The 19,839-nt window shown below is 58.8% G+C and carries 20 protein-coding genes; 10 read left to right on the forward strand and 10 right to left on the reverse strand.

From position 1 onward, the window contains the following. Positions 1 to 17: 17 nt before the first annotated feature. Positions 18 to 1,205: an HlyD family secretion protein gene (locus tag VIZ63_RS20390; RefSeq protein ID WP_331611614.1), complete on the reverse strand. Its 1,188-nt coding sequence runs from the start codon at positions 1,203 to 1,205 to the stop codon at positions 18 to 20. Beyond that, positions 1,202 to 2,812 (reverse strand): MFS transporter, encoded by a 1,611-nt coding sequence (locus VIZ63_RS20395; RefSeq protein ID WP_331611615.1) that lies wholly within the window; start codon positions 2,810 to 2,812, stop codon positions 1,202 to 1,204. The genes VIZ63_RS20390 and VIZ63_RS20395 overlap by 4 nt, the downstream gene beginning before the upstream one ends. Positions 2,813 to 3,175: 363 nt before the next feature. Here VIZ63_RS20395 and VIZ63_RS20400 point away from each other — a divergent pair, with 363 nt between their 5' ends. The 7 genes from VIZ63_RS20400 to VIZ63_RS20425 all read left to right on the forward strand — a co-directional run bounded on the left by VIZ63_RS20400 (position 3,176) and on the right by VIZ63_RS20425 (position 8,478). Then, positions 3,176 to 4,048 (forward strand): SDR family oxidoreductase, encoded by an 873-nt coding sequence (locus VIZ63_RS20400; RefSeq protein WP_331611617.1) that lies wholly within the window; start codon positions 3,176 to 3,178, stop codon positions 4,046 to 4,048. A 208-nt stretch (positions 4,049 to 4,256) separates the two neighbouring features. After that, on the forward strand, positions 4,257 to 4,961 hold the full coding sequence (locus tag VIZ63_RS20405; protein ID WP_331611618.1) for a HAMP domain-containing sensor histidine kinase: 705 nt from the start codon (positions 4,257 to 4,259) through the stop codon (positions 4,959 to 4,961). A gap of 10 nt (positions 4,962 to 4,971) precedes the next feature. Further along, positions 4,972 to 5,253, forward strand: a complete 282-nt coding sequence (locus tag VIZ63_RS25485; RefSeq protein WP_349261239.1) for a UBP-type zinc finger domain-containing protein — start codon at positions 4,972 to 4,974, stop codon at positions 5,251 to 5,253. Between the two features lies 1 nt (position 5,254). Beyond that, complete coding sequence (locus tag VIZ63_RS25490; RefSeq protein ID WP_349261236.1) at positions 5,255 to 5,509, forward strand: hexameric tyrosine-coordinated heme protein; 255 nt, start codon at positions 5,255 to 5,257, stop codon at positions 5,507 to 5,509. 144 nt (positions 5,510 to 5,653) lie between these two features. Next, the gene (locus tag VIZ63_RS20415) at positions 5,654 to 6,424 is read left to right on the forward strand and encodes an SDR family oxidoreductase (protein ID WP_331611620.1); all 771 of its coding nucleotides are present in this window, start codon (positions 5,654 to 5,656) and stop codon (positions 6,422 to 6,424) included. A gap of 150 nt (positions 6,425 to 6,574) precedes the next feature. Then, positions 6,575 to 7,213 carry a glutathione S-transferase family protein gene (locus VIZ63_RS20420; protein ID WP_331611621.1) on the forward strand — a complete coding sequence of 213 codons (639 nt, stop codon included), beginning with the start codon at positions 6,575 to 6,577 and terminating at the stop codon, positions 7,211 to 7,213. An 11-nt stretch (positions 7,214 to 7,224) separates the two neighbouring features. After that, positions 7,225 to 8,478, forward strand: a complete 1,254-nt coding sequence (locus VIZ63_RS20425; protein ID WP_331611622.1) for a cytochrome b — start codon at positions 7,225 to 7,227, stop codon at positions 8,476 to 8,478. On the opposite strand, the gene VIZ63_RS20430 is transcribed toward VIZ63_RS20425, so the two are convergent. From VIZ63_RS20430 to VIZ63_RS20450, 5 genes are all read right to left on the reverse strand, one after another. Beyond that, positions 8,471 to 10,129 carry an FAD-dependent oxidoreductase gene (locus tag VIZ63_RS20430; RefSeq protein ID WP_331611624.1) on the reverse strand — a complete coding sequence of 553 codons (1,659 nt, stop codon included), beginning with the start codon at positions 10,127 to 10,129 and terminating at the stop codon, positions 8,471 to 8,473. The two genes, VIZ63_RS20425 and VIZ63_RS20430, sit on opposite strands and share 8 nt — an antisense overlap. A gap of 315 nt (positions 10,130 to 10,444) precedes the next feature. Then, positions 10,445 to 13,030 carry a MobF family relaxase gene (gene mobF / locus VIZ63_RS20435; protein ID WP_331611625.1) on the reverse strand — a complete coding sequence of 862 codons (2,586 nt, stop codon included), beginning with the start codon at positions 13,028 to 13,030 and terminating at the stop codon, positions 10,445 to 10,447. Position 13,031: 1 nt separating this feature from the next. Further along, positions 13,032 to 14,243: a type IV secretion system DNA-binding domain-containing protein gene (locus VIZ63_RS20440; RefSeq protein WP_331611626.1), complete on the reverse strand. Its 1,212-nt coding sequence runs from the start codon at positions 14,241 to 14,243 to the stop codon at positions 13,032 to 13,034. Continuing rightward, entirely contained in the window at positions 14,240 to 14,578 is a 339-nt protein-coding gene (locus VIZ63_RS20445; protein WP_331611627.1) for a hypothetical protein, read from the reverse strand. Before VIZ63_RS20445 ends, VIZ63_RS20440 begins: the two co-directional genes overlap by 4 nt. Then, entirely contained in the window at positions 14,575 to 14,907 is a 333-nt protein-coding gene (locus VIZ63_RS20450; RefSeq protein ID WP_331611628.1) for a hypothetical protein, read from the reverse strand. Before VIZ63_RS20450 ends, VIZ63_RS20445 begins: the two co-directional genes overlap by 4 nt. Positions 14,908 to 15,180: 273 nt before the next feature. On the opposite strand from VIZ63_RS20450, the gene VIZ63_RS20455 reads away from it, so the two are divergent. Beyond that, a complete protein-coding gene (locus VIZ63_RS20455; protein WP_331611629.1) occupies positions 15,181 to 15,486 on the forward strand; it encodes a hypothetical protein in 306 nt (101 codons plus the stop codon). 185 nt (positions 15,487 to 15,671) lie between these two features. Here the strand turns inward: VIZ63_RS20455 and VIZ63_RS20460 are convergent, their stop codons facing one another. Continuing rightward, a complete protein-coding gene (locus tag VIZ63_RS20460) occupies positions 15,672 to 16,148 on the reverse strand; it encodes a hypothetical protein (RefSeq protein ID WP_331611630.1) in 477 nt (158 codons plus the stop codon). 310 nt (positions 16,149 to 16,458) lie between these two features. On the opposite strand from VIZ63_RS20460, the gene VIZ63_RS20465 reads away from it, so the two are divergent. Next, positions 16,459 to 16,965: a hypothetical protein gene (locus VIZ63_RS20465; RefSeq protein WP_331611631.1), complete on the forward strand. Its 507-nt coding sequence runs from the start codon at positions 16,459 to 16,461 to the stop codon at positions 16,963 to 16,965. A gap of 164 nt (positions 16,966 to 17,129) precedes the next feature. On the opposite strand, the gene VIZ63_RS20470 is transcribed toward VIZ63_RS20465, so the two are convergent. Then, the gene (locus VIZ63_RS20470) at positions 17,130 to 17,573 is read right to left on the reverse strand and encodes a hypothetical protein (protein ID WP_331611632.1); all 444 of its coding nucleotides are present in this window, start codon (positions 17,571 to 17,573) and stop codon (positions 17,130 to 17,132) included. Between the two features lie 545 nt (positions 17,574 to 18,118). On the opposite strand from VIZ63_RS20470, the gene VIZ63_RS20475 reads away from it, so the two are divergent. Next, positions 18,119 to 18,331 (forward strand): RNA chaperone Hfq, encoded by a 213-nt coding sequence (locus VIZ63_RS20475; RefSeq protein ID WP_331611633.1) that lies wholly within the window; start codon positions 18,119 to 18,121, stop codon positions 18,329 to 18,331. A gap of 82 nt (positions 18,332 to 18,413) precedes the next feature. Here VIZ63_RS20475 and VIZ63_RS20480 read toward each other — a convergent pair whose 3' ends face one another. Next, complete coding sequence (locus tag VIZ63_RS20480) at positions 18,414 to 19,445, reverse strand: hypothetical protein (protein WP_331611634.1); 1,032 nt, start codon at positions 19,443 to 19,445, stop codon at positions 18,414 to 18,416. Positions 19,446 to 19,839 lie beyond the last annotated feature (394 nt).

Below are 19,839 nucleotides of genomic sequence, written 5' to 3' on the forward strand. Positions count from 1 at the left end.
ACGAAATGCCTGCCGCTTCATCGCGCACGCGTCGGTTGCTCGCAACCGAACGGACCGGACAGCCATCCCAACGCGCCGCGATGAGCACGTCCGTCCTCGTGCGAACCGATCGCGATCATGGGCTGCACGGACATTCCGCCGGCGAGCCGTTCGAGCCCCGCCTGTGCCGGATCCAAGAGTATTCGAATTGTGAAGCGCCGAACGATCTTGGTGAAGTTGCCAGTGGCGTTGTCCGGTGGCAGCAATGCGAACTCCGATCCGCTCGCACCCGAGACACTCTCGACGATGCCGCAATAGGTGTGGTCCCGAACAGCATCGACATCGACGCGTACCCGATCGCCAGGGCGTACGCGCGCAAGCTGCGTCTCACGCAGATTCGCCTCCACCCAGAGATCTCTGGTCGGCGCCACCGCCATCAGGCGCGTGCTGGCCGTGACGTATTCACCGACGCGAACGTTGCGGCCCGCGATCAGTCCTTCGCGTGGCGCACGGATCGTGGTCGCTTCGAGATCGTTTTGGGCCCGTAGAAGCTTAGCCTCCGCTCCGAGGAGCGCGGCCGACACGGACTGCCTTTGCGCGGCGAGCACATCGAGCTGGCGTCGCGCGAACTGCGCCTGCGCGGTCGCCTGATCAAGCGCGGCGCGTGTTCGAACACCTTCGGCTACCCTGGTGTCGTAGACGGACTGGCTGACGGCGTGCTCCTTCACCAGAGCGGTCGCCCGTTTCAACTCCGCATCTGCACGCTGCAGTTGCGCCTTTGCATTCTCGACCGCTGCATCGGCGATTCGAATCTGAGAGCGCTGGAGTCGCTCCTGCGCATCGATCTGGATCAGTGCAGCGCGTTCGCGTGCGACGCTTGCCCGCGCATCGCGCTCGGCTGCTTCGAAGTCCCGTGGATCAATGCGCGCGATCACCTGTTCCGGTGCGACGCGCTGATGATTCTCCGTCAGTACCTCACTGATGAACCCAGGCACTTTCGTCGACACGAACGTGAGGTCGCCCTTGATATAGGCGTTGTCGGTCTTCTCAAACGGTGTCACACCATGCCAGACAGCGTAGCCGCCATAGATCAGCAAACCGGCGCCTGTCACCACGAAGCCCGCCATCATCAATCGCTTGATGGTCGGCAATGGCGCCGATGAGTCCGCCGCGCGTTGAGAAGTGGGCGTCGCCGGTACAGTGGCACCGCGGGCTTCTGCGTTCATTGACTGGACCCTGGTGGAGGCAGCAGGAGCAGCGTACTCGCGCGCGGTAGTGCAGGCAGCACCCAGACAAAGATGGCCGCGACTGTGAGTACGATGGCCGTGACGAAGAAGGCATCCTGATACGCAAGCGTAAACGCCTGCCTGGCCGTTCCCTGTGCGAGCGCAGCGAACGCTCCTCGCTGCGTTCCGGAGGTATCCGACAACCATGGGTCGAGAGCGCGTGTCATCGCCGCGAGCCTTTCGGCAGTGGCAGGAGCGAAAGCTGTGATCGATTCCGCCAGCATCGCCGAATGAAACTTCTCGCGTTCAACCACCGCGTGAGTGACCAGCGCGAGGCCGCCGACGAGTCCGAACGTTCGCGCAATATTGAATGCGATGCCGTGCGATGGGCCATCTTGAAAATTTGCGCCGAAGACGGCGTAGCGCATCGTTGCGACCGCGAACAGCGCCTGACCAACTCCAGCGAGCAGCAGCGGCACGATGAACTCATGGCTCGCCCACTCGGATGTGATCTGCACACACATTGCGGCCGCGAGCGCCATCGCCGCCAACCCGACGGATAGTGCGATCCGTGGGTCCGACCTCGCCGCCAGCCAGTACGCCATGGGCGTGGTAAGGAGTGTCGCCGCCGCCATAACCAGCATGACACTCCCGAGCTGCTCGGTGCGGAACCCCTGAATACGCGCGAGGTATTGAGGTGCAATGAACACCGCGAGCAACGTGCCGAATCGAAACGCCAGCTGCAGAATCAGACTCCAGGAAAGCGTCGGGCGGCGGAAGATCGAGAGGACAAGCAGCGGTCGCTCTGCGCGGCGCATGCTCTGGACTGCGAATGCGATACACAGCAGCCCGCACACCAGGGTCGCTGCTATCCACCATTTCTCGAACCAGAAACGCCGTTCTCCTTCGGCCAGAAATATAAGAACGAGACCAAGTCCGATTGACAGCAACAAGAAGCTCGGCCAGTCGAAACTTTTCAGCAGAGCACGATTGCCGCGGTCGGAACGGAGTACGAAGAGCGCAAGCAGCGTATAGATCGCGCCCGCAACAGCCTGCGATGTGAACAGTGCACGCCAGCCGCCGAAAGCGACCAATGCATCGGCAACCCACGCCGCGATACCTGCCCCGATGGACGTCGCAACGGCGAACAAGGTGAGGCCTTCGAGTTGCCCTCTTCCTGGCGGCAGACTCGTCAGCACGATGAGCATCATGAGCAGAGGCAGCGCGCCACCGAAGAATCCTTCCACAAATCTCGCAAGGAACACCCACGGCAAGCTGTGGCCCAATCCGATCGCCAGACTCGAAAGCGCAAAGCCAAGCCCGAAGATCCACATCGTTCGGCCGCGTCCAGTGACTCCCGCAACTCCGACAGCCGCCGGAATACCCGCCAGCGTTCCAACGTTGTATAGCGTCGTGATCCAGCTCGCCTCATCGGCACTCACGGAAAGGCCACCAGCGATATCCGGCATGGACAGGATTACGGCGAGCGGCATGGTCGCCGCCACCACAGCGCCGAATGTGCTGACCGCAATCGCGCCGAACGGTGTTGCCGACGATCGGCTGGGAATGATGGCCGAGTTCAACGCCGTGCCGTCTGCAGCATGCATGTCGCTCTCAATTTCTTAGTCGAAGAAGCGGCCGGCTGCAGTTCCGCCGCCGGCCAAAATCACGTGCTGCACTTGGGGTTGGGGAGTGGCGCACGTGGGGGACTCGTTGGCGACATTCTTGAGCCAGACGCACACATGTTCTTGCATGCGTTTGATGCGAATTGAATGACCAACGCCACCATCCGCGCTATGACGACTGCGGCTGGACATGTGCTCTCAACTGCGACGCTGCTCGCGTCCAAACCATCAACAGCTCGCTCAAGAACGCTGAATGGATCTTGGCTGAACTTACGTCGCAACGGCGTCTGATGGACTACCTGAAAGGCGCCACTGAGTCGCTTGCAGTGAAGGAGATCGGAAAAGATGAGAATCGTAGTTGTCGGCGGCACCGGGCTCGTGGGCGAAAAGCTAGTGAACATCCTGCGTCATCGTGGTCACGACGTCGTGGTGGCATCGCGAAAGACTGGCGTCAACACGCTGACAGGCGAAGGGTTGAGCAACGCGATCGACGGTTCGCGAGTCGTTATCGACGTCACGAACTCGCCGACTCTGGATGGCAAGTCGGTGATGGAATTCTTTGGAACGTCTAGCCGCAACCTTCTAGCAACCGAAGAAGCGGCACGCGTCAAGCACCACGTCGTACTGTCTGTCGTGGGGACAGATCGACTTCTCAACAGCGCCTACTTCCGAGCGAAGATGATGCAGGAGGACCTGGTGCGGCACTCCCCAATACCCCACACCATTCTGCGCTCGACACAGTTTTTCGATTTCCTGCGACGCATCCCGGAGCCGCATCTGAACGGAACCGCTGTGCGCGTCTCGCCTGCATTCGTCCAGCCAATCGCTGCAGATGAAGTGGCTGCGGCGCTCGCCGACCTCGCGCTCGCTTCACCTCGCAATGACATGATCGAACATGCCGGGCCGGAGCTCTTCCATCTGGATGACATCGTGCGGCACGTCATGGCAGCTTCGGGAGACCCGCGCGCCGTCATCGCAGACTCGCGTGCGCGCTACTTCGGCGCAGAACTGAGCAATGACTCGTTGACGCCCGATGAGGGCGCGATCATCGGAGTGACGCGTTTCGACGCATGGCTCGAGCAACACGCATCGACACTGCGCGCTGAGGATCTCACTCTCGCGTCCTCACTTCTTCATGGCGCCACGCGCAAGCGGGACTTCCATACGCAATTTCCACGCCCGCGCGGCGCCCGCAAGATACTTTCCTTGAACCGATGATCACTGCCCGCCCTCGCCACGAAGAAGACGGGATGTCAGTTCGTCGAGGGGCTGATCCGGGAGCGCGCATTTTCCGCCCGTTCATGCGCGGAGTTTCCCTGGAGGGGTCAATGCCTCTGGAGCCGGACAGTCACACGACGATGCGCAGGGCGGGCAATCCTGCACACGAGATGCTCCCAACGATATTTCTCAGCGAGATCAGCAACCCATGGAAACGATTTCTCACGAACCATCACGCATCGACCTCCTCGCCACCGTCGCCCACGAGCTACGAAATCCGCTGGCGGCAATCCAGGCAGCCGTTCGGGTGCTCGACACCCACGAGTCCGCTTCACCAAGCAGGAAAGAAGCTCGCGCATTGATTGATCGGCAGGTATTGCGGATCGCTCGTCTCTCAGACGACCTGCTGGACGCGGGTTACCTGACTTCCGGAAAACCTGAACTGCGAAAGGAACTCATCGACCTCAGGAATCTCGTCAACGTCGCAACGGAGACCTGCCGCCCTCAGGTGGAGGCAGGTCATTTCGCGATGGTCGTGCTGGTGCCACCGGAGCCCGTGATGATTGAAGCCGATCCGTTGCGGATCAGCCAGGTGCTCATCAATCTTCTCGACAACGCCACGAAGTTCAGCGAGCCCTACGGGATGATCGTCATCGGCATCGAGGACACTCCTGGCGTTGTCAGCGTACGCGTTGTCGATCACGGAATTGGCATCCCACCTGAGGTACTTCCGCGCATCTTCGATCCGTTCGTGCAGGCCGATTCAGCACGGACGCGGTCCAGATGCGGAATAGGAATCGGCCTGAATGTCGTCAAGCGCATCGTCGAGTTGCACCGAGGCACCGTACAGGCGTTCAGTGCTGGCCCGGAGTTGGGAAGTACCTTCACAGTTCGATTACCGAGGCACGCATGAGCACACGTGCATACACTTTGCTGCCGTACAGACCAATGTGCCCACCTCGCGCGGTTGCGAGGAGTGCCTTCGACTCGGCGATACCTGGGTTCATCTGCGTGTGTGCCGTACATGCGGGCAGGTGGGATGCTGCGACGACTCGAAGAATCGTCACGCTCGGAAGCACTTTCATGCCACATCGCATCCCATCGTTACCTCAATGGAGCGTGGCGAAACATGGAGCTGGTGTTTCGTGGATGGAATTTTCATCAAGAACCTGCCGCCGCTGACTGGCGTTGAGTTGGAGACCTAAGATGCACAATGTTGATCTGATCCCGGGAGATTCACTCCTGACGAAGACACCCGATGAAGGACGTCAGCTTGCGATTGCGATCGCGCGGCGCGTCGTCAAGGCTACGCAGCCAGATGCCGCGACTCGCGAGCGCTTGCGCGAGGTGTACGCCGGTGATGCCGCTCTGTTGCTCCAGGTGTGCCAGATTGTCGCAACCGAGTTCGCCACAATCGCCGCCGCAAACGGCTACTGGAGGACTCGCCACGATGAGCCGTGAGTCGAAAGCCACGGTCTTCGTCGCATTACGCATCCAAATTGCCGCATCAGGTGCCAAGACCTACCCCCGTGTCTCGGTGAATGCTGTTCGCCCGAAGCGCGATACCGCTTCAGTTTCATCGAACACAGAGTAGGAGCAACACAGATGAAGATCGTCGTTATTGGTGGTAGCGGCCTCATTGGATCGAGGCTGGTGAGTATTCTGCGCGACAAGGGACATGATGTTCTCGCCGCGTCTCCCGATTCAGGCGTCAATACGATCACGGGCGAAGGCCTCGATGCGGCATTGACTGGCGCGCAGGTCGTCGTCGACGTCGCCAACTCGCCATCCTTCGAGGACGCAGCGGTTCTGAAGTTCTTCCAGACATCAGGAACTAACTTGCTCGCCGCCGAAGCGCGCACGGGCGTCAAGCATCATGTCGCTCTGTCGATTGTCGGAACTGATCGCCTACCAGAGAGCGGCTATCTGCGCGCCAAGGTGGCTCAGGAAAATCTGATCAAGGAGTCCAAGATCCCCTATTCGATCCTGCGCTCGACACAGTTCTTCGAGTTCATCGGCCGGATCGCACAGTCGGCAGATGGTGGAGAGTCCGTTCGCATTTCGAGCGCCCTCTTCCAGCCCATCCTGTCGGCCGACGTCGTTGCCGCACTCGCTGATGTCACACTGGGCCCGCCGCTCAACGGCACAGTGGAGGTCGGCGGTCCGGAACGCTTTCAAATGGATGAGTTGGTTCGGCGCGTCCTTAAGGCCACCGGCGACAAGCGCGAAGTAATCGCAGATCCCCGAGCTCGCTACTTTGGCGCGGAGCTCAATGACCAGAGTCTCGTGGCAGGTCCTGGCGCTCGTATCGGATCAAAGCGATTCGAAGACTGGCTGAAGGAGTCTGCAGCACAGCCACGTGGGAAGGTTGCGTAGCGGTTGTATCGAGATCATTCGAGGCTCTGCCTCCTTGCGCCGCTCCTGGAAGGACGGGACGGGTCGTTGCACCGGACACGCCCGTGCCTGCGTCAGCCCACTCGTCCTTCCTGCGACCGCGGAAATGCAATTCAGACCGCGGAGAAACTTATGCAGCTTTACTACTTCCCAGGTGCATGTTCGCTCGCCGATCACATCGTTCTCGAATGGATCGACGTGCCGTACGAAACGATCAGAATGGATCGCAACGGCATCAGATCACTCGAGTACCTGGCACTCAATCCGACCGGGACCGTGCCGCTACTCGTTGATGGCGATTTCCATCTCACACAGAACGCGGCAATCCTGTGGTACTTGGCGGATCGTTACTCTGCTGCGCATTTGCTTGGCGAACCGAGTCCGCAGGGTCGAGCGGAGGTGATGCGGTGGCTGTCGCTCCTCAACTCAGATCTGCATCCCGCATTCAAACCGATCTTCTCGCCCACCCGATTCCTTCCGGATGCCAGTCGCGTAGACGAGATCGCCGAAGCTGCCCGCGACACCGTTCGGAAGTATCTCGCGATCTTGAATGCGCGCCTCGATGGACGAGACTGGCTGGTAGATCAGCGATCGATTGCCGACCCCTATCTATTCGTGATGCTGCGCTGGGCAGTCCGCCTCAACGTTGAGTTGAAAGGCTTCGAACACTTAGGCCGATTCCTCGAGCGCATGTATGCCGATCCCGGTGTACGCAAGGCAATCATCGAGGAAGAAGGTGAAACCGCCGAGCGTGCGCGGGCCGCGATCTGACGGGCAGCATGATGAGCCTTAGAAAGAGCCGCTCGCAGAACCGCATCCTGTCGAACTTGGAACAGGTTGTTGAGTGGATCGACACGCGTCTTCCCGTCCGCAAGTTCGTTCAGCGGCATGCAACGGAGTACTACGCGCCGAAGAACTTCAACTTCTGGTACTACTTCGGCGCAATGGCGCTGGCAGTCCTGGTCCTGCAGCTCGTCACCGGCATCTTCCTGACGATGAACTACAAGCCGTCGGCCGCCGAAGCGTTTGCCTCCGTCGAATACATCATGCGCGATGTCGAATGGGGCTGGCTCATTCGCTACATGCATTCGACCGGCGCATCGGCCTTCTTCATCGTCGTGTACCTGCACATGTTCCGCGGCCTGATGTACGGGTCGTACAAGAACCCACGCGAGCTCGTGTGGATTTTCGGCATGCTCATTTATCTGTGCTTGATGGCCGAAGCGTTCTTCGGCTACCTGCTGCCCTGGGGCAACATGTCCTACTGGGGCGCGCAGGTGATCGTGTCGTTATTCGGTGCGATCCCTGGCATCGGCGAATCGCTCGTCGAATGGATTCGCGGCGACTACTACATTTCCGACATCACGCTGAATCGTTTCTTTGCGCTGCATGTGATTGCGTTGCCGCTCGCGCTCGTGTTTCTTGTCATCGCGCATATCTTCGCGTTGCATGAGGTCGGGTCGAACAATCCAGACGGTATTGAGATCAAGAAACTGAAAGGTCCGGACGGTCATCCAGTCGACGGTATTCCGTTCCATCCGTACTACACCGTGAAGGATCTCGTCGGCTTCATCGTGTTCGCTGCAATCTTCGCCTGTGTCTTGTTCTTTGCGCCGGAGATGGGCGGCTACTTCCTCGAGCACGCGAACTTCGAGCCTGCAAATCCGCTGCAGACGCCGGAGCACATCGCGCCGGTGTGGTACTTCACGCCGTTCTACGCGATCTTGCGAGCGGTGCCGAACAAGCTGTTCGGTGTCGTGTTGATGGGCATTGCGGTTGTCTCCTTCTTCTTCCTGCCGTGGCTCGACCGCGCGAAGGTGAAGTCGATTCGCTATCGCGGCTGGCTGTTCAAGGCCTTCCTGTTCGCGTTCGCGATCAGCTTCGTCGCGCTCGGGTTCCTCGGCCTGCAGCCGGCGACGACGCTCTATACGAATCTCGCGCGCATCTTCACGGTCGTCTATTTCGCGTTTTTCATTCTCATGCCGTGGTACTCGAAGATCGATCGAACGAAGCCAGTGCCGGAACGAGTCAGCTGACGGCCGCTTGCTGCAGTTCTTCGGAAGCGATGGCCTTCGACTCTGGCAGGACTTGATGAACGAACTGTATGCAAATTGATCCTTCGCCAACGGCTGACGCGACTCGTTTCACGCTGCCCGAGCGCACGTCTCCGACCGCAAAGATGGCCGGCACACTGGTCTCGAGCAGGTGCGGCGCGCGTTGCATGCGCCACAGTGTCTTTCCGGCATCTTGCTGGATCAGATCCGGTCCAGTCCGCACAAAATTCCTATCGTCCAGCGCCAGGCAGTTTCGCAGCCAGCCGGTGCGTGGGTCGGCACCTGTCATGAGAAACACATGGCGGATGCTGCGCTCGTGCTTGTTCCCGCCCCGATCGCGCCACACGATACCTTCGAGCCGGCGATCTCCGTTCATAGCGATGATTTCGGTCTCGAGATGCACGGAGATACGCGGCGTCTCATCGATACGTCGAATCAGATACTGCGACATGCTCGCAGCAAGGTCGTCCGAACGGACGACCATATGCACATGGCGGCAGCTCGCAGCAAGAAACATGGCTGCCTGACCAGCAGAGTTTCCGCCGCCGACAACCACAACCTCCTCGTCCTGGCACAGACGCGCCTCAAGATGTGTCGCAGCGTAGTACACGCCGAGGCCGATGTATTCGCTTAGATTCGGCACCGCCAATTGTCGATACTGCGCACCGGTCGCGACGATGACACTGTGAGCACGAAGACTGGATCCATCGGATAGCGCGACTCGATACGGGCGCTGATCACAATCGATACGTAAAGCGCTCGTCGCGACACTGACGAGCGCCCCGAATTTTTGAGATTGAAGAAGCGCCCTGCCGGCGAGCGCGGGTCCAGAAATCCCGTTGGGAAAGCCGAGGTAGTTTTCGATTCTCGAGCTCGAACCCGCTTGTCCGCCTGGAGCAAGGGTTTCTACCACTACTGTGGAAAGTCCTTCGGTCGTCGCATACACAGCGGCAGCTAGTCCTGCGGGACCCGCCCCGATGACAATGAGGTCGTACACCTTCGTCGCCTCGATGTCAGGGTTCATTCCCAGTGCGACCGCCACTTCGTGATTCGACGGATTCCTCAGAACCTGCCCACTGCGGCACAACAACAGTGGGACATCGTCGACACGCATATGAAGCTGCCCAATCAGTCCCGTCTCGGCGGATTCGCCTTCGATATCAAAATCAGCGAACGGCTGAGCGTTTCGGGTGAGAAACTCTTTGAGTCGAAGAGTGTCACCAGATAGGCGCGAACCGATCAGCGCAACCCTGCCCTCTTCCAGAGATACGAGACCGACGCGCCTGAGGATGAACGCCCGCAGCAGAATCTCGCTCAGTTCTTCGTCTGTCTGCAGAACGTGTCGAACGTCTGCCTCCTCGAGAACGAGCACATCACCACTCTCACGCACGCGCAGGAGATCGAGCGCTGCTGTCCCAAGCAATGTTCCGATCTCGCCAGTGAATTCGCCTGCAGAAGCGGTCCTAAGGAGGCGCTCGCCGTCATGCGTTGGCGCGAGCACGTCGATTCGACCAGACATGACGACATACAGCCTGCCCGGCCGATCACCGGGTCTCAGCAACTCCTCGCCCGCACTGACGTGAAAGACACGGCCTCGACCATGCAACCGTTCCACTTGCATCGTGCTGAGCACGGGAAACAGTTGCTCGCGACGAGACTCGAATACGGAGGTTGGCATGCTGAGTACCTTCGGCTACGCAGTGGGCGTGTACCGGAAGCCAACATGCCGGCTTTTTTGGTCCTCAGACTTGCATGAACGCACTTCACCTTGAACTCACATCGCGTGTCAGCCGCAATTCGCACCTGCGGTCGCGCGGTTCGTCACTTCCCTTCCGAGCGGATAGCCACAGAGACCGTGGCTCCAAGTCATCGATCACCAAGGCGCCGTTAACGAAATGTCATCGTTTCGACACCGGTTAACTGCATGGGACTCCCGCCCCTCAATCCGCTATGCCGGTGACATTGCACGCTCGGCTTGCAAATCGAGTGCGGCCGTCTTGTCCTGCGTTCGACTCATTGCCTCCGGCAGCATCTCACGGTCGTCCGTGTAAACTTTCACCTCGTCGCGAGCACGACTAATGGCGACGTAGTACGCGCTCTCATTGCTTGTCATGCTTCGCGTATCCGCCTCCACAAGCACACGATCACAGGTCTTCCCCTGTGCGCTATGTACAGTCGAGCAATAGCCATGCTCGATCGAAAGGGGGCGACTCGCGTTCAGACTGAGCAGTGATCCGTCTTCTTTCACAACACCAAGAATCGAGTGATCGCGATCAATCGTGATCACGTGCGCGCGCTCACCATTGATAAACCCCTGCGCACGATCGTTCGCAGTGAATCGCAGAATGTCACCAACGGAAACGTTACGTTCGTGCGTCTGATACGCAACGAAGTTCGGCTGAAGGGCGGGACGCCATTCCGCACGCTGACCGTCTTCACGCTCGACAAGCACACGACCGTCACCTGCCTGAATTACCGTGGCGAGATCGCCGCGCTTCAAACCCATCGACTCGTATTGCTTAGTCGCCTGCAACCGATCTCCTGCCTGATACTGCGCGGAGCTGCGGGCCTGCGCTGCCGTCAGATCTTTCCGTTCGAGAGTGATAACCGTGACGCCTGCCGGCAAGTTCAACTCCCGACGCACTCGATCATTGATCGCATCGCGCGCGCTGCGAGTGCCAGCGACAATGAGCGTGTTCGCGCGCTGCTCGCCAGGAAGCTGGGCGTAGTCCCTTGCGATCGATTCGTATCGCTTCGACGCCGTTTCGATTTCGACGATTCGCGTGTCGAGCAACGCCAGTGAGGTTCTGACGTCACCTTGAGATGCATGCGCAACGGCTTGCCGCAAGTTCGGATCACGTTGACGCTGAATTTCCGTCATCTCTGCGCGTGCGATCCCGGCAGCCTGGAGCTGTGCGAAAGGCCGCCCTGCCTCCACGGCTTTGAGTTGCTGCACATCGCCAACCAGCACGACTCGCGCCTTTGCTGCCTCTGCGGTTACGAGCACGTATTTCATATCTCGCGTCGACACCATGCTTGCTTCGTCCAGCACGAGAACCGATTTCGCATCGAGTTTCTGACGGTTGGTCTTAAAGGCCGCGATAGTTTGCGACTTGACGCCAGCCGACTCGAGCTCACGTGCAGCGGCGGCGGAAGGTGCAAGACCGACCATCTGATATCCGTTGGCGTCGGCAATTTGGCGCGCCTCGGTGAGCATGGTTGTCTTGCCGGTGCCGGCGCTGCCTTGAATTGCGAGGACGCGTGTGTCGCTTGTGAGGATCGCGCACGCTGCCTCACGCTGCCCTTCATTCAAGTGCGTGCCAGTCAAAGTTTGTCGTACTGTCCGCTCAGGAGCGATCGGCGCGACAGCACCGCGACCGCGCAGATTCAGTTCCAATAGTTCGCGCTCCATTCGTTGTGCCGCAGGCGTCGTATACCGTCCCTGGTCCTTCAAAACTTCTCCACTGTCCACGGCGGATTGCAGCGCGCTGCGAATCTCGATGAGGTTCGTTGAACCCATGCCACGCTCGAGGGCCGCACGCACAAGCTGCGGCTCTGTCACGATCGCCTCGCGCTCGGTCGTGTGTTCAATCGCATACCGCACTGCATGCTCAGCCGCTTGCTTGCGTTCCATCCGGTTCGGCGCCGAACTCGGCGTAGCTCTATGCATCTCTGCATAGTCGATCCCAAGTTCACGACTGCGTTCTGCCCAGCGTTGATGGAGAACGCCCCGAACGACCTCGGTTTTGGCTACGCGAGTTGCAAGGGCTACGGCTTCCTTCTCTTTCGCCGTCGCGCTCGCCCGGGTCTTGCCTAGCTTTGCCAACGCGTTCTCGATTGCGGCGCTGCGGTTGCTGAACGCTGCGATCTGTTCATCTCTTATGTGGGCCAATTCCCAACGACCGTCGCCGTTAGTCACTCGTATGTCGTAGCCCAGCTCTTTGACGCGGAGTGCGAGATCGGACCGATACAACGCACCCATGAGTCTCTGTTGACGATAGAACTCACTGTGATCCAGTGCTCGCCACGCACCATCAGCGCGCGGTGTCACATTCAGAACCACAGCGTGCGTGTGCAGCTGCGGATCCTCATCTCTTGAAAGATCGTGTCGGAACATAGCGACCGCAAGTGCGCGACTCCTCTCGGTCCGTGTCACACCGTGATCCGTGACTCGATACGCGGCCAGTTCCTGTGCATATTCCAACGTTGCTCGCACCGCGCACTCATGGGCATCGATGAGCCGCGAGTCTTTTCCGACCAAAACCGCGAGGGAGACGCTTTTCGGAGCACTAAAGGTCAAATCGGATCCGCCGCGGCGCCCCGCAGCCGCATTGTGAATCTTCTCTCCGTTCGGGAGCTGACCAGCGAGTAACTGACCAAAACTCTCCGGATTCACATCCCCTGCGAGACCCAGCTGCGCCGCCCCCGCTCCGAACCAAGACGAGGGTGGCCGACCGGAACTGTAATAGTCATCGGCACCCTCGTAGTAAGAAGCAGCGGAAGCACCGACACCGACCTTCGCGATCGTGAGCACGTCATTCCTCGATGCCGGCTGTGATCTTTGGCAGCTCGTAAGGAGTGAGCTGGATCACAGCTACCGGCCTCTCGCCCGCCAGCGCGAGAAAGCCCGTCAGATCCGGAAGCTCGTTTAGTTCCGAGCTCATCACGACGCGTTCGAAGCTCCGAACGCTTGTCACGCTGTGCGTGATGCCAGCCGGACCTTCGCTTACCGAGAGCTGCTCGCGCTCGACCTCCTGCTCGCCAAGTGAACGAGAGAGCATGTCAGCTGTATCCGGATCGCTACGAGCGACACCGAGGACGAGGGTATTTCTAAAGCAGCTGCGAAGAACGACGCTACTGTCTCGACCGTAGAGTCGATCAAGCTGTGCAGTGCTCTGCAATCCCGCGACAACACACACGCCGTACTTGCGGCCACGTGTTAACACAGCCTCGAGCGACCCTAAGCGACCGAGGGCGCCTAACTCGTCGAGCACAAGCCAAAGCCGACGCGAGCTATGTGGAGTTAAGGAGAGCATCGCGTTCGCGAGGATCTCTACCCATGTGGTGATCAATGGTTTGAGGGCGGCGTGCATGTCTTCACGCCAAGTCAGATAGAGGTTGCCTGTGCCCGCCTCCAGCCAGTCCCGCAACGAGAACGCGCCCTGCGGCACGTACTTGTGCGCATTCAAATGCGTGGTAAGAATGAATCTTGTCGACGCGAGCGCGCGAGCCGCATCCGTGTCAAATAAGCCCATGGCGGGAGAACCAGCAAGCAACTGCTCGAGCTCCGTTCGTGTAGCGGTTCCTGCGAAGTGCATCAATGCCTCCGTGGTGCACTCCCCTTTCATCAGAAGCGCACGCAATACTTCGCTCAGGAGCACTTGCGCGTAGTGATGCCATTGCGCATCAGGCCCACGCCCCTCCGGGACGATGCTGCGCGCGAGTCGGTCGCAGTCGAAGTCTTTGCGTACCTCGTTGAATATCGACCAACCGAGTGAGCGCCGGTCAAATGCGTTCATCACCGCATCACCGTCACGATAGAATTTGGATAGATGGTGACCATTTGGGTCGCAGACGATCACGCGATCCCCACGGTCAATCACCGTGCATAACATCTCGTCGATCGTGATCGTTTTGCCTGTTCCCGTGGACCCGATCGGCAGAAAATGATGCGGCTCTACCTCGAACGGAACTTCGATGTCGCCGATCGTGAGCAAACGAGGGCGTGTTCCGCGATCCCAGCTCACCACCGCCGCCTCCACCCACGAGCGTCAACCAGACGCGATCCACGCAACCGAATTGCGGCCGGTCGCCGGTACCATTTGTCGGCAAGCAAGCAGACGACGGTCATGATCAAGGAAGCAATGACCGCACACATTCCAGCCACGATGCTTGTGGCCAGATTGTCATCCGGCGCGAAAGCCGCAGCGGTGTACGCCGGTAGGTCCGCAATCGGCTGATCGAGCCAGCCAAGAATGAGCCACACCCAAAGAATGACCGTCAGCATCAACGCCGTGCTCAAGAAGATGACAGCGCGGTATACGAGTAGGCTGATCGCGTTGAGAACGGGATCGTGGCTCATGACTCGCTCTTTCCGAAACGCGCGTTCAACTGCTGGCGCACGCGTGCGAGGACTTGCGCATTGCGCTCGCAGGCGAGCTCCCGGACTAGCAGCAGAACCTCTGTAACGAGACGCTCATGAGCAGAGATGTCATGCGCATGAGTTTTCGCGAGCAGCGATTCAAGGCGATCGAGACGACTGCCCAGCGCCTCAATCGCGAGCGGTGCTCGTCCCTGCTCGAGTTCCGCACGAACAAGGCTCGCGAGCGTAAGTCCGCGCTGATCTGCTGTGCGCGTGAGCGTCGCGTACATCTCAGGTGCTACGGCGACCTTCAGGTATTTTCGTTTCATTGCGGATTTCCCGTTTCACAACAATCAATTGGTCATCTGTGGTCGAGTGCCATTCGTGTGTGTGGTCACGGAAAGCGCGAGTTTTACCGGCCTTCCTCTTCTCTTCTCGCGCGCAATGCGCCATTGCAAGGGTGTGTGTCGACCACGCCGCGAAGCGGCTCTTACTGGCGTATAGCAAGTGGCGAAAAATCCCAGAGATGGCGTCCGAGGTTGATCCGTCGGCTCGTCGAGGGTGAGTGCCTATACGTAGTTCCCATCCAAGAGGACATACGTATGACGATTCAAGACACCATGCAAACTACCGCGCTAGATCGTGTTATTCGAGAAGCTCGCCGCGCTCAACGAGATGCAATTGGAGCTCTCGATCGGCTCGACGAAGTGCATTGGCCCCAACACACTGAAGCCGTCGGGGACGTCTTGCACGCACTTCGCGCTGCGCTCTGCACGTTGAGCTCCCGTCTGGCTAGGATCGAGATTGATGCCGAAAACGGAATTCCAGAATACGATGAAGGCGCTGAGCTCGACAGACTTGTTACAGAACACCTAGCTCGGAAGGAAAAGGAAGAGTCAGGAGAGTGAGCGCGTGCGAGGACGCCAAGACGATTCAACCTTTTAGCGAGGTCAAGGTCTATTCAAGGAGCCCGCCTAGGCGGGCTCCCTTTTATTCGACGTTCGGTCTGCTGCTCGCCATCATTGGCCGAATGTCGACGACTTTTGAGTTGCTACACATCGAAAGTTTTTTTTTGCACGCCGTCGCACGAGTTCTATAGTTCACCCCGCGCGGAACGGCCGGCGGCCATTTCGCCATCCTCCACGTGCCTACACTGGAAATTGGCAAACACGACATTCGCAGGCTGCCTGACGCACTTCCGCATGCGGCGCTCCGTCGCGCGATGGAGGTCTGCCATTGAGCCTTCGGCTGCCGCATGGGCGAGTTCGATTGCATCATCTGGAATTCTGCCGGTTCGTACCTTAAACGCCGCATCCATTGCGCGCCAGACTCTCACCTGCTTGATGGTCATTGCGCACGCTCGCAACGACTCGACGCTCGTAACGCAATCTGCTGGTGACGGATCGCAGAAATGCATCAACAGCGAAACTCTTAGCAGTCTACGGCCGCGCGGAAGGATACGCAGCACGCCATTGCCATCGCTGACGCAGTAACGTTGGTCGTCTGACTCAAAGCATCCTCGCTGCAGAATCAGCTCGAGGTCTTCAGTGGGCATTCGTTCGTCTTTCATGAGGCACTCTCAGGGCAACGTATTCGACGGACCAAACCAACCTCAGGCTTCTTCTCCAGCGTATCCGGCATTCTCACTCTGGTCCAAGAGAGAATCCTTAGTTCCTGTTCGAGTCTCGCGGTCATCAATCACTCTGAAGTTTTTCGCGATAATCTCGCGGCCCACCAGCGATTCCTAAGGGCGCGTCGATTCGACTGACGCGGCGCTTGGCGATCTGCAGAAGCAGTGACTTTCCACATAGGGAGCTTTCGGCAGATCCATTTCCATACTTCGCTACACGTTGCAGGCCACCTCAACATAGGGACTGCAGATGATCGACATGCTGGACGCCCTCTTTCCCAAGGAGAGCACGCGCTTCATTTTCACTCACAATTTATACAAGTCACTCGATATTGGACTCGGGCGCTTCATCCGCGATCAGAGACTTGTCGGAGCATTCGAGTCACGTAAGGCACTTCGAAAAGCTGTCGCGTTCGGGGACCTCTGGATCTTCGCGTCCGGAGGCAAGGCTCACGCCTCATATTCGTTCGCTGGGCTTTTGCGGGCACAAGGCAAAGACGTGCCCGCGGAGATGTTCGACCATGTGCCGCCGGCGCTGCCTCGACACGATGCTGGACTCAAGCTTGAGTATGCGTCAGAGCGAGAGATTCCATGGCAAATGCAATGGTGTTGCGAGGGCAAGAGAGATCGACACAAGCTCCAAGCAATGACACTCCGCGCTTTGTTAGGTGAAGCGTTCGCATTCGACGCCCGACGCGCAAGCCTTAACGCCAAGGATGCGCTCGACCCGCGTCCGTACCGACAGACCTCTCATTGACCATTCCACCCCTGCGAACAGCAGGGGTTTTCATTGCACATCGGCCATGGTTGGCTCTTTGTTCTTCCATCAACTTGATCATCACGGTTAGAGAATGCGCCGTGCATGTCCTCGACAGGAAAATTCTTACCCGCGGCGAGGCCCACGGAAGGCCGGCAGGAAATTCACGGACCGCGCAGTTTCCTGAAACAGACAGGTATCACGTTCGGACCGGCGGCCTCAGCCAATAGTCGACTCGCGACGGCTTCGCGGAGGTCAACGAAGGTGCCGTTCGAAACTGCCTGCACAACGGCGCGGGCCTTGACCGGAACGCGACCGCCTTGTCGGGCACGTTCCAACGCGTCCGCGTCCAGAAACATGCGCACCCGCTTGACTTTGAGTGACAGCCCGCGCAACCCCTCCAGATCGTGCACGCGTGCCATCTCCTCGTCAGGGGCCAATGCACTCATGAAGCATGCATATCTATACACGGAACGACCTCGCTCCGAAAATTCTAGGGAGCCGTCCCTCTCGACGCGCACAAACTCTGGCCTGATCTCCAGGGGAATACCGTGCTGGATGATCAGATCAATGTCCTCTGGAGAAATGCTGGGGGAACTCGACGTCATATATGCCCATGAAGTAGATCGGTAGAAACGCGAAGGCTCTCCAATGAGGGCCTTCGCTTGCTGTCTTGAAGATCAGTGGCTCTAGTCGCTACCGATTGAGCCCCACGTCTCGGAAGTCAGACATGACGCAGGCCACGCACTGCCTGCCTCGGCACTGAGCTGCACATCGCACGTTGTTCCCCACGCGTTCGACCAATCGCACGCGCTCGAAAAGCTGTCATTCGGGTCGGACATCTAGTCCCCTTTGTTGTCGCCGAACATCTCGGCACTCCTTTAACCACTATCTGGGCGAATCATCAGACTGACAAGGCCCATTTCGCCATAACGCGACGACTCTACGAAATTTTCGGAGATTGCCCAGACGCTTCGCTCAAAGGCACATATGACTTGGCCATGTCATCCCGATCGATGGCGGGCACATCGATTCGAACTTCTTGTGCTCTTTTCGCTTGTCGCCAGTTCCAGATCCAGTGCGCGGTCCGAAGTTTTGAGCAGGTAGCTATACGCCACAGCCACACCGGCATCACAACTGCGGATCCAAAAAAATGAAAACGAAGATTACCGAAGAACAATTCCTCAACGATCTTACGGGCCGTCCGAACTCAGCCATTTACCTCGTGAGCGGCATTTGCCTTCGAGGCACGATCGCGTCTCACGACGGTGAAGTCGTATTCCTCCGCGGCGCGCTATCGTCACGATCACGGGATGTTCAGATGATCATGAAAACCGCCATCGCCACGATTACGGCTGATGGTTAAGCGCGAAGGAAATCGCGCGACGAAGGAACTCACGATACGTTGCCGCAGCAGCGCGCATCGCCGCCACAGTCATACCCGAGAGTCATGGCGTAGCCTTTTGCAGCGTGGATCTTGATGCGCGTGGCGCCTTCTTCCAGATGTAGACGTCGCCCGTTCTCTTGATCCGAAACTGCTCAATGATCGACAGTTGCTTCAGCTTGTTGAGAGCGGCCTTGAGATCGCGCGTGAACTCATACCTGTTCACCGAGTCGGGCGTTCCGCTCAACCGACGGAACCATTGCACAGTGTATCCGCCGTTCTTACGGAAGCTGTCGTGCGGGTGACAATCGCTCGACATCACGAAGACGGCCAACCAGGATTCGAGTCCAAGTTTGCACTGGCTCCGCTGCTTGGCTGAAAGGAAGGTCAGACGTCCGCGAGACAACTGGAGCACGGTGTCATGGAACTTTACCCGCAGGCTACCGTCGTCTTGCACCTCGCAAAACTCCAGGATGCGCGCCGTGGTCGGCCTCGCATCGAATCCCCAACAGCGCGTGATCTCAGTCCCCACCAGATCTTTCAGTGCGCTCGCTGCGACTGCCCCCGAGCGAGTGTTGTCCCCCCAACCAAGGATCTCTCGAGCGAACCTCCGCGGGCGCAACTCCACCCATTCATTCGTCTTGCGCCCCTTCGCGAGTTCGAACAGGCCGATCAGAACCGAAAGATGCACTTGAGTGAGCAACGGACCGCGGAGGGTCAGGGCTCCGCGATAGCCGGCCTCGAGTCGAACAAAGTCGCCGGTTTCAGACGATCGTCGACTCAGCGATTGCCGAACGGCCGCCTTCGGTTTGAGTGCCGAGAACGTTGCGCTTTGGTACAGATCTGTGGGGAGCCCAACGCCCTTTTCGGCAATGCTGATAGCTGGACGATCCAAATGGGCGTTGATGTTTGTCCGTCGGATTTCCCACTCCTCCGCAGTCATAAATGACTCTGAGGCTGGTTGTGCGGCTGTATGAGACGCCCATTCGTCGAGCATGATGTACACGAGCGCCATCTGCTCTTTGGAGGCGATGCCCAGCTTGAGCGCCGCGGCTGCAGCCTGCCACTCATCGATCTTCCGTTTGCTGCTTGCCATTGAGAACTCTGCTGCTGACCCCGAAAGGGGCGGTTCTCTACGTGTAGGGCGGCCTTTTAAACTTCGCCGTTATTTGCCCACCAGCTGGACAGAACGAACAGAAAGGCCTCGCTCGGCCCGGCTAGAACAACCAGTGACGCCCGGACTAAATCAACGAGTAGGGCGGCCGGATCGGCCAAGAAAGCTGCGCGCGTTCCGGTCTAAGTGCTTGACCAAGGAAGGTATAAAGTGACCGGAATAACTCTGGATTAAAGATTACTCAGAGACGTTCAGAACTTCGCGAGCGTGGTGCCGACTGCGAGCTCAGTGCCTTGCCTCAGCGAATTTCGGCGAGTGCGTTCGTCACACCTCACGACGGAGTCTTGCCGCTGTAGAAAGGACATTGCAGATGATT

Source organism: Povalibacter sp., assembly GCF_036520495.1.
Taxonomy (GTDB): domain Bacteria; phylum Pseudomonadota; class Gammaproteobacteria; order Steroidobacterales; family Steroidobacteraceae; genus Steroidobacter.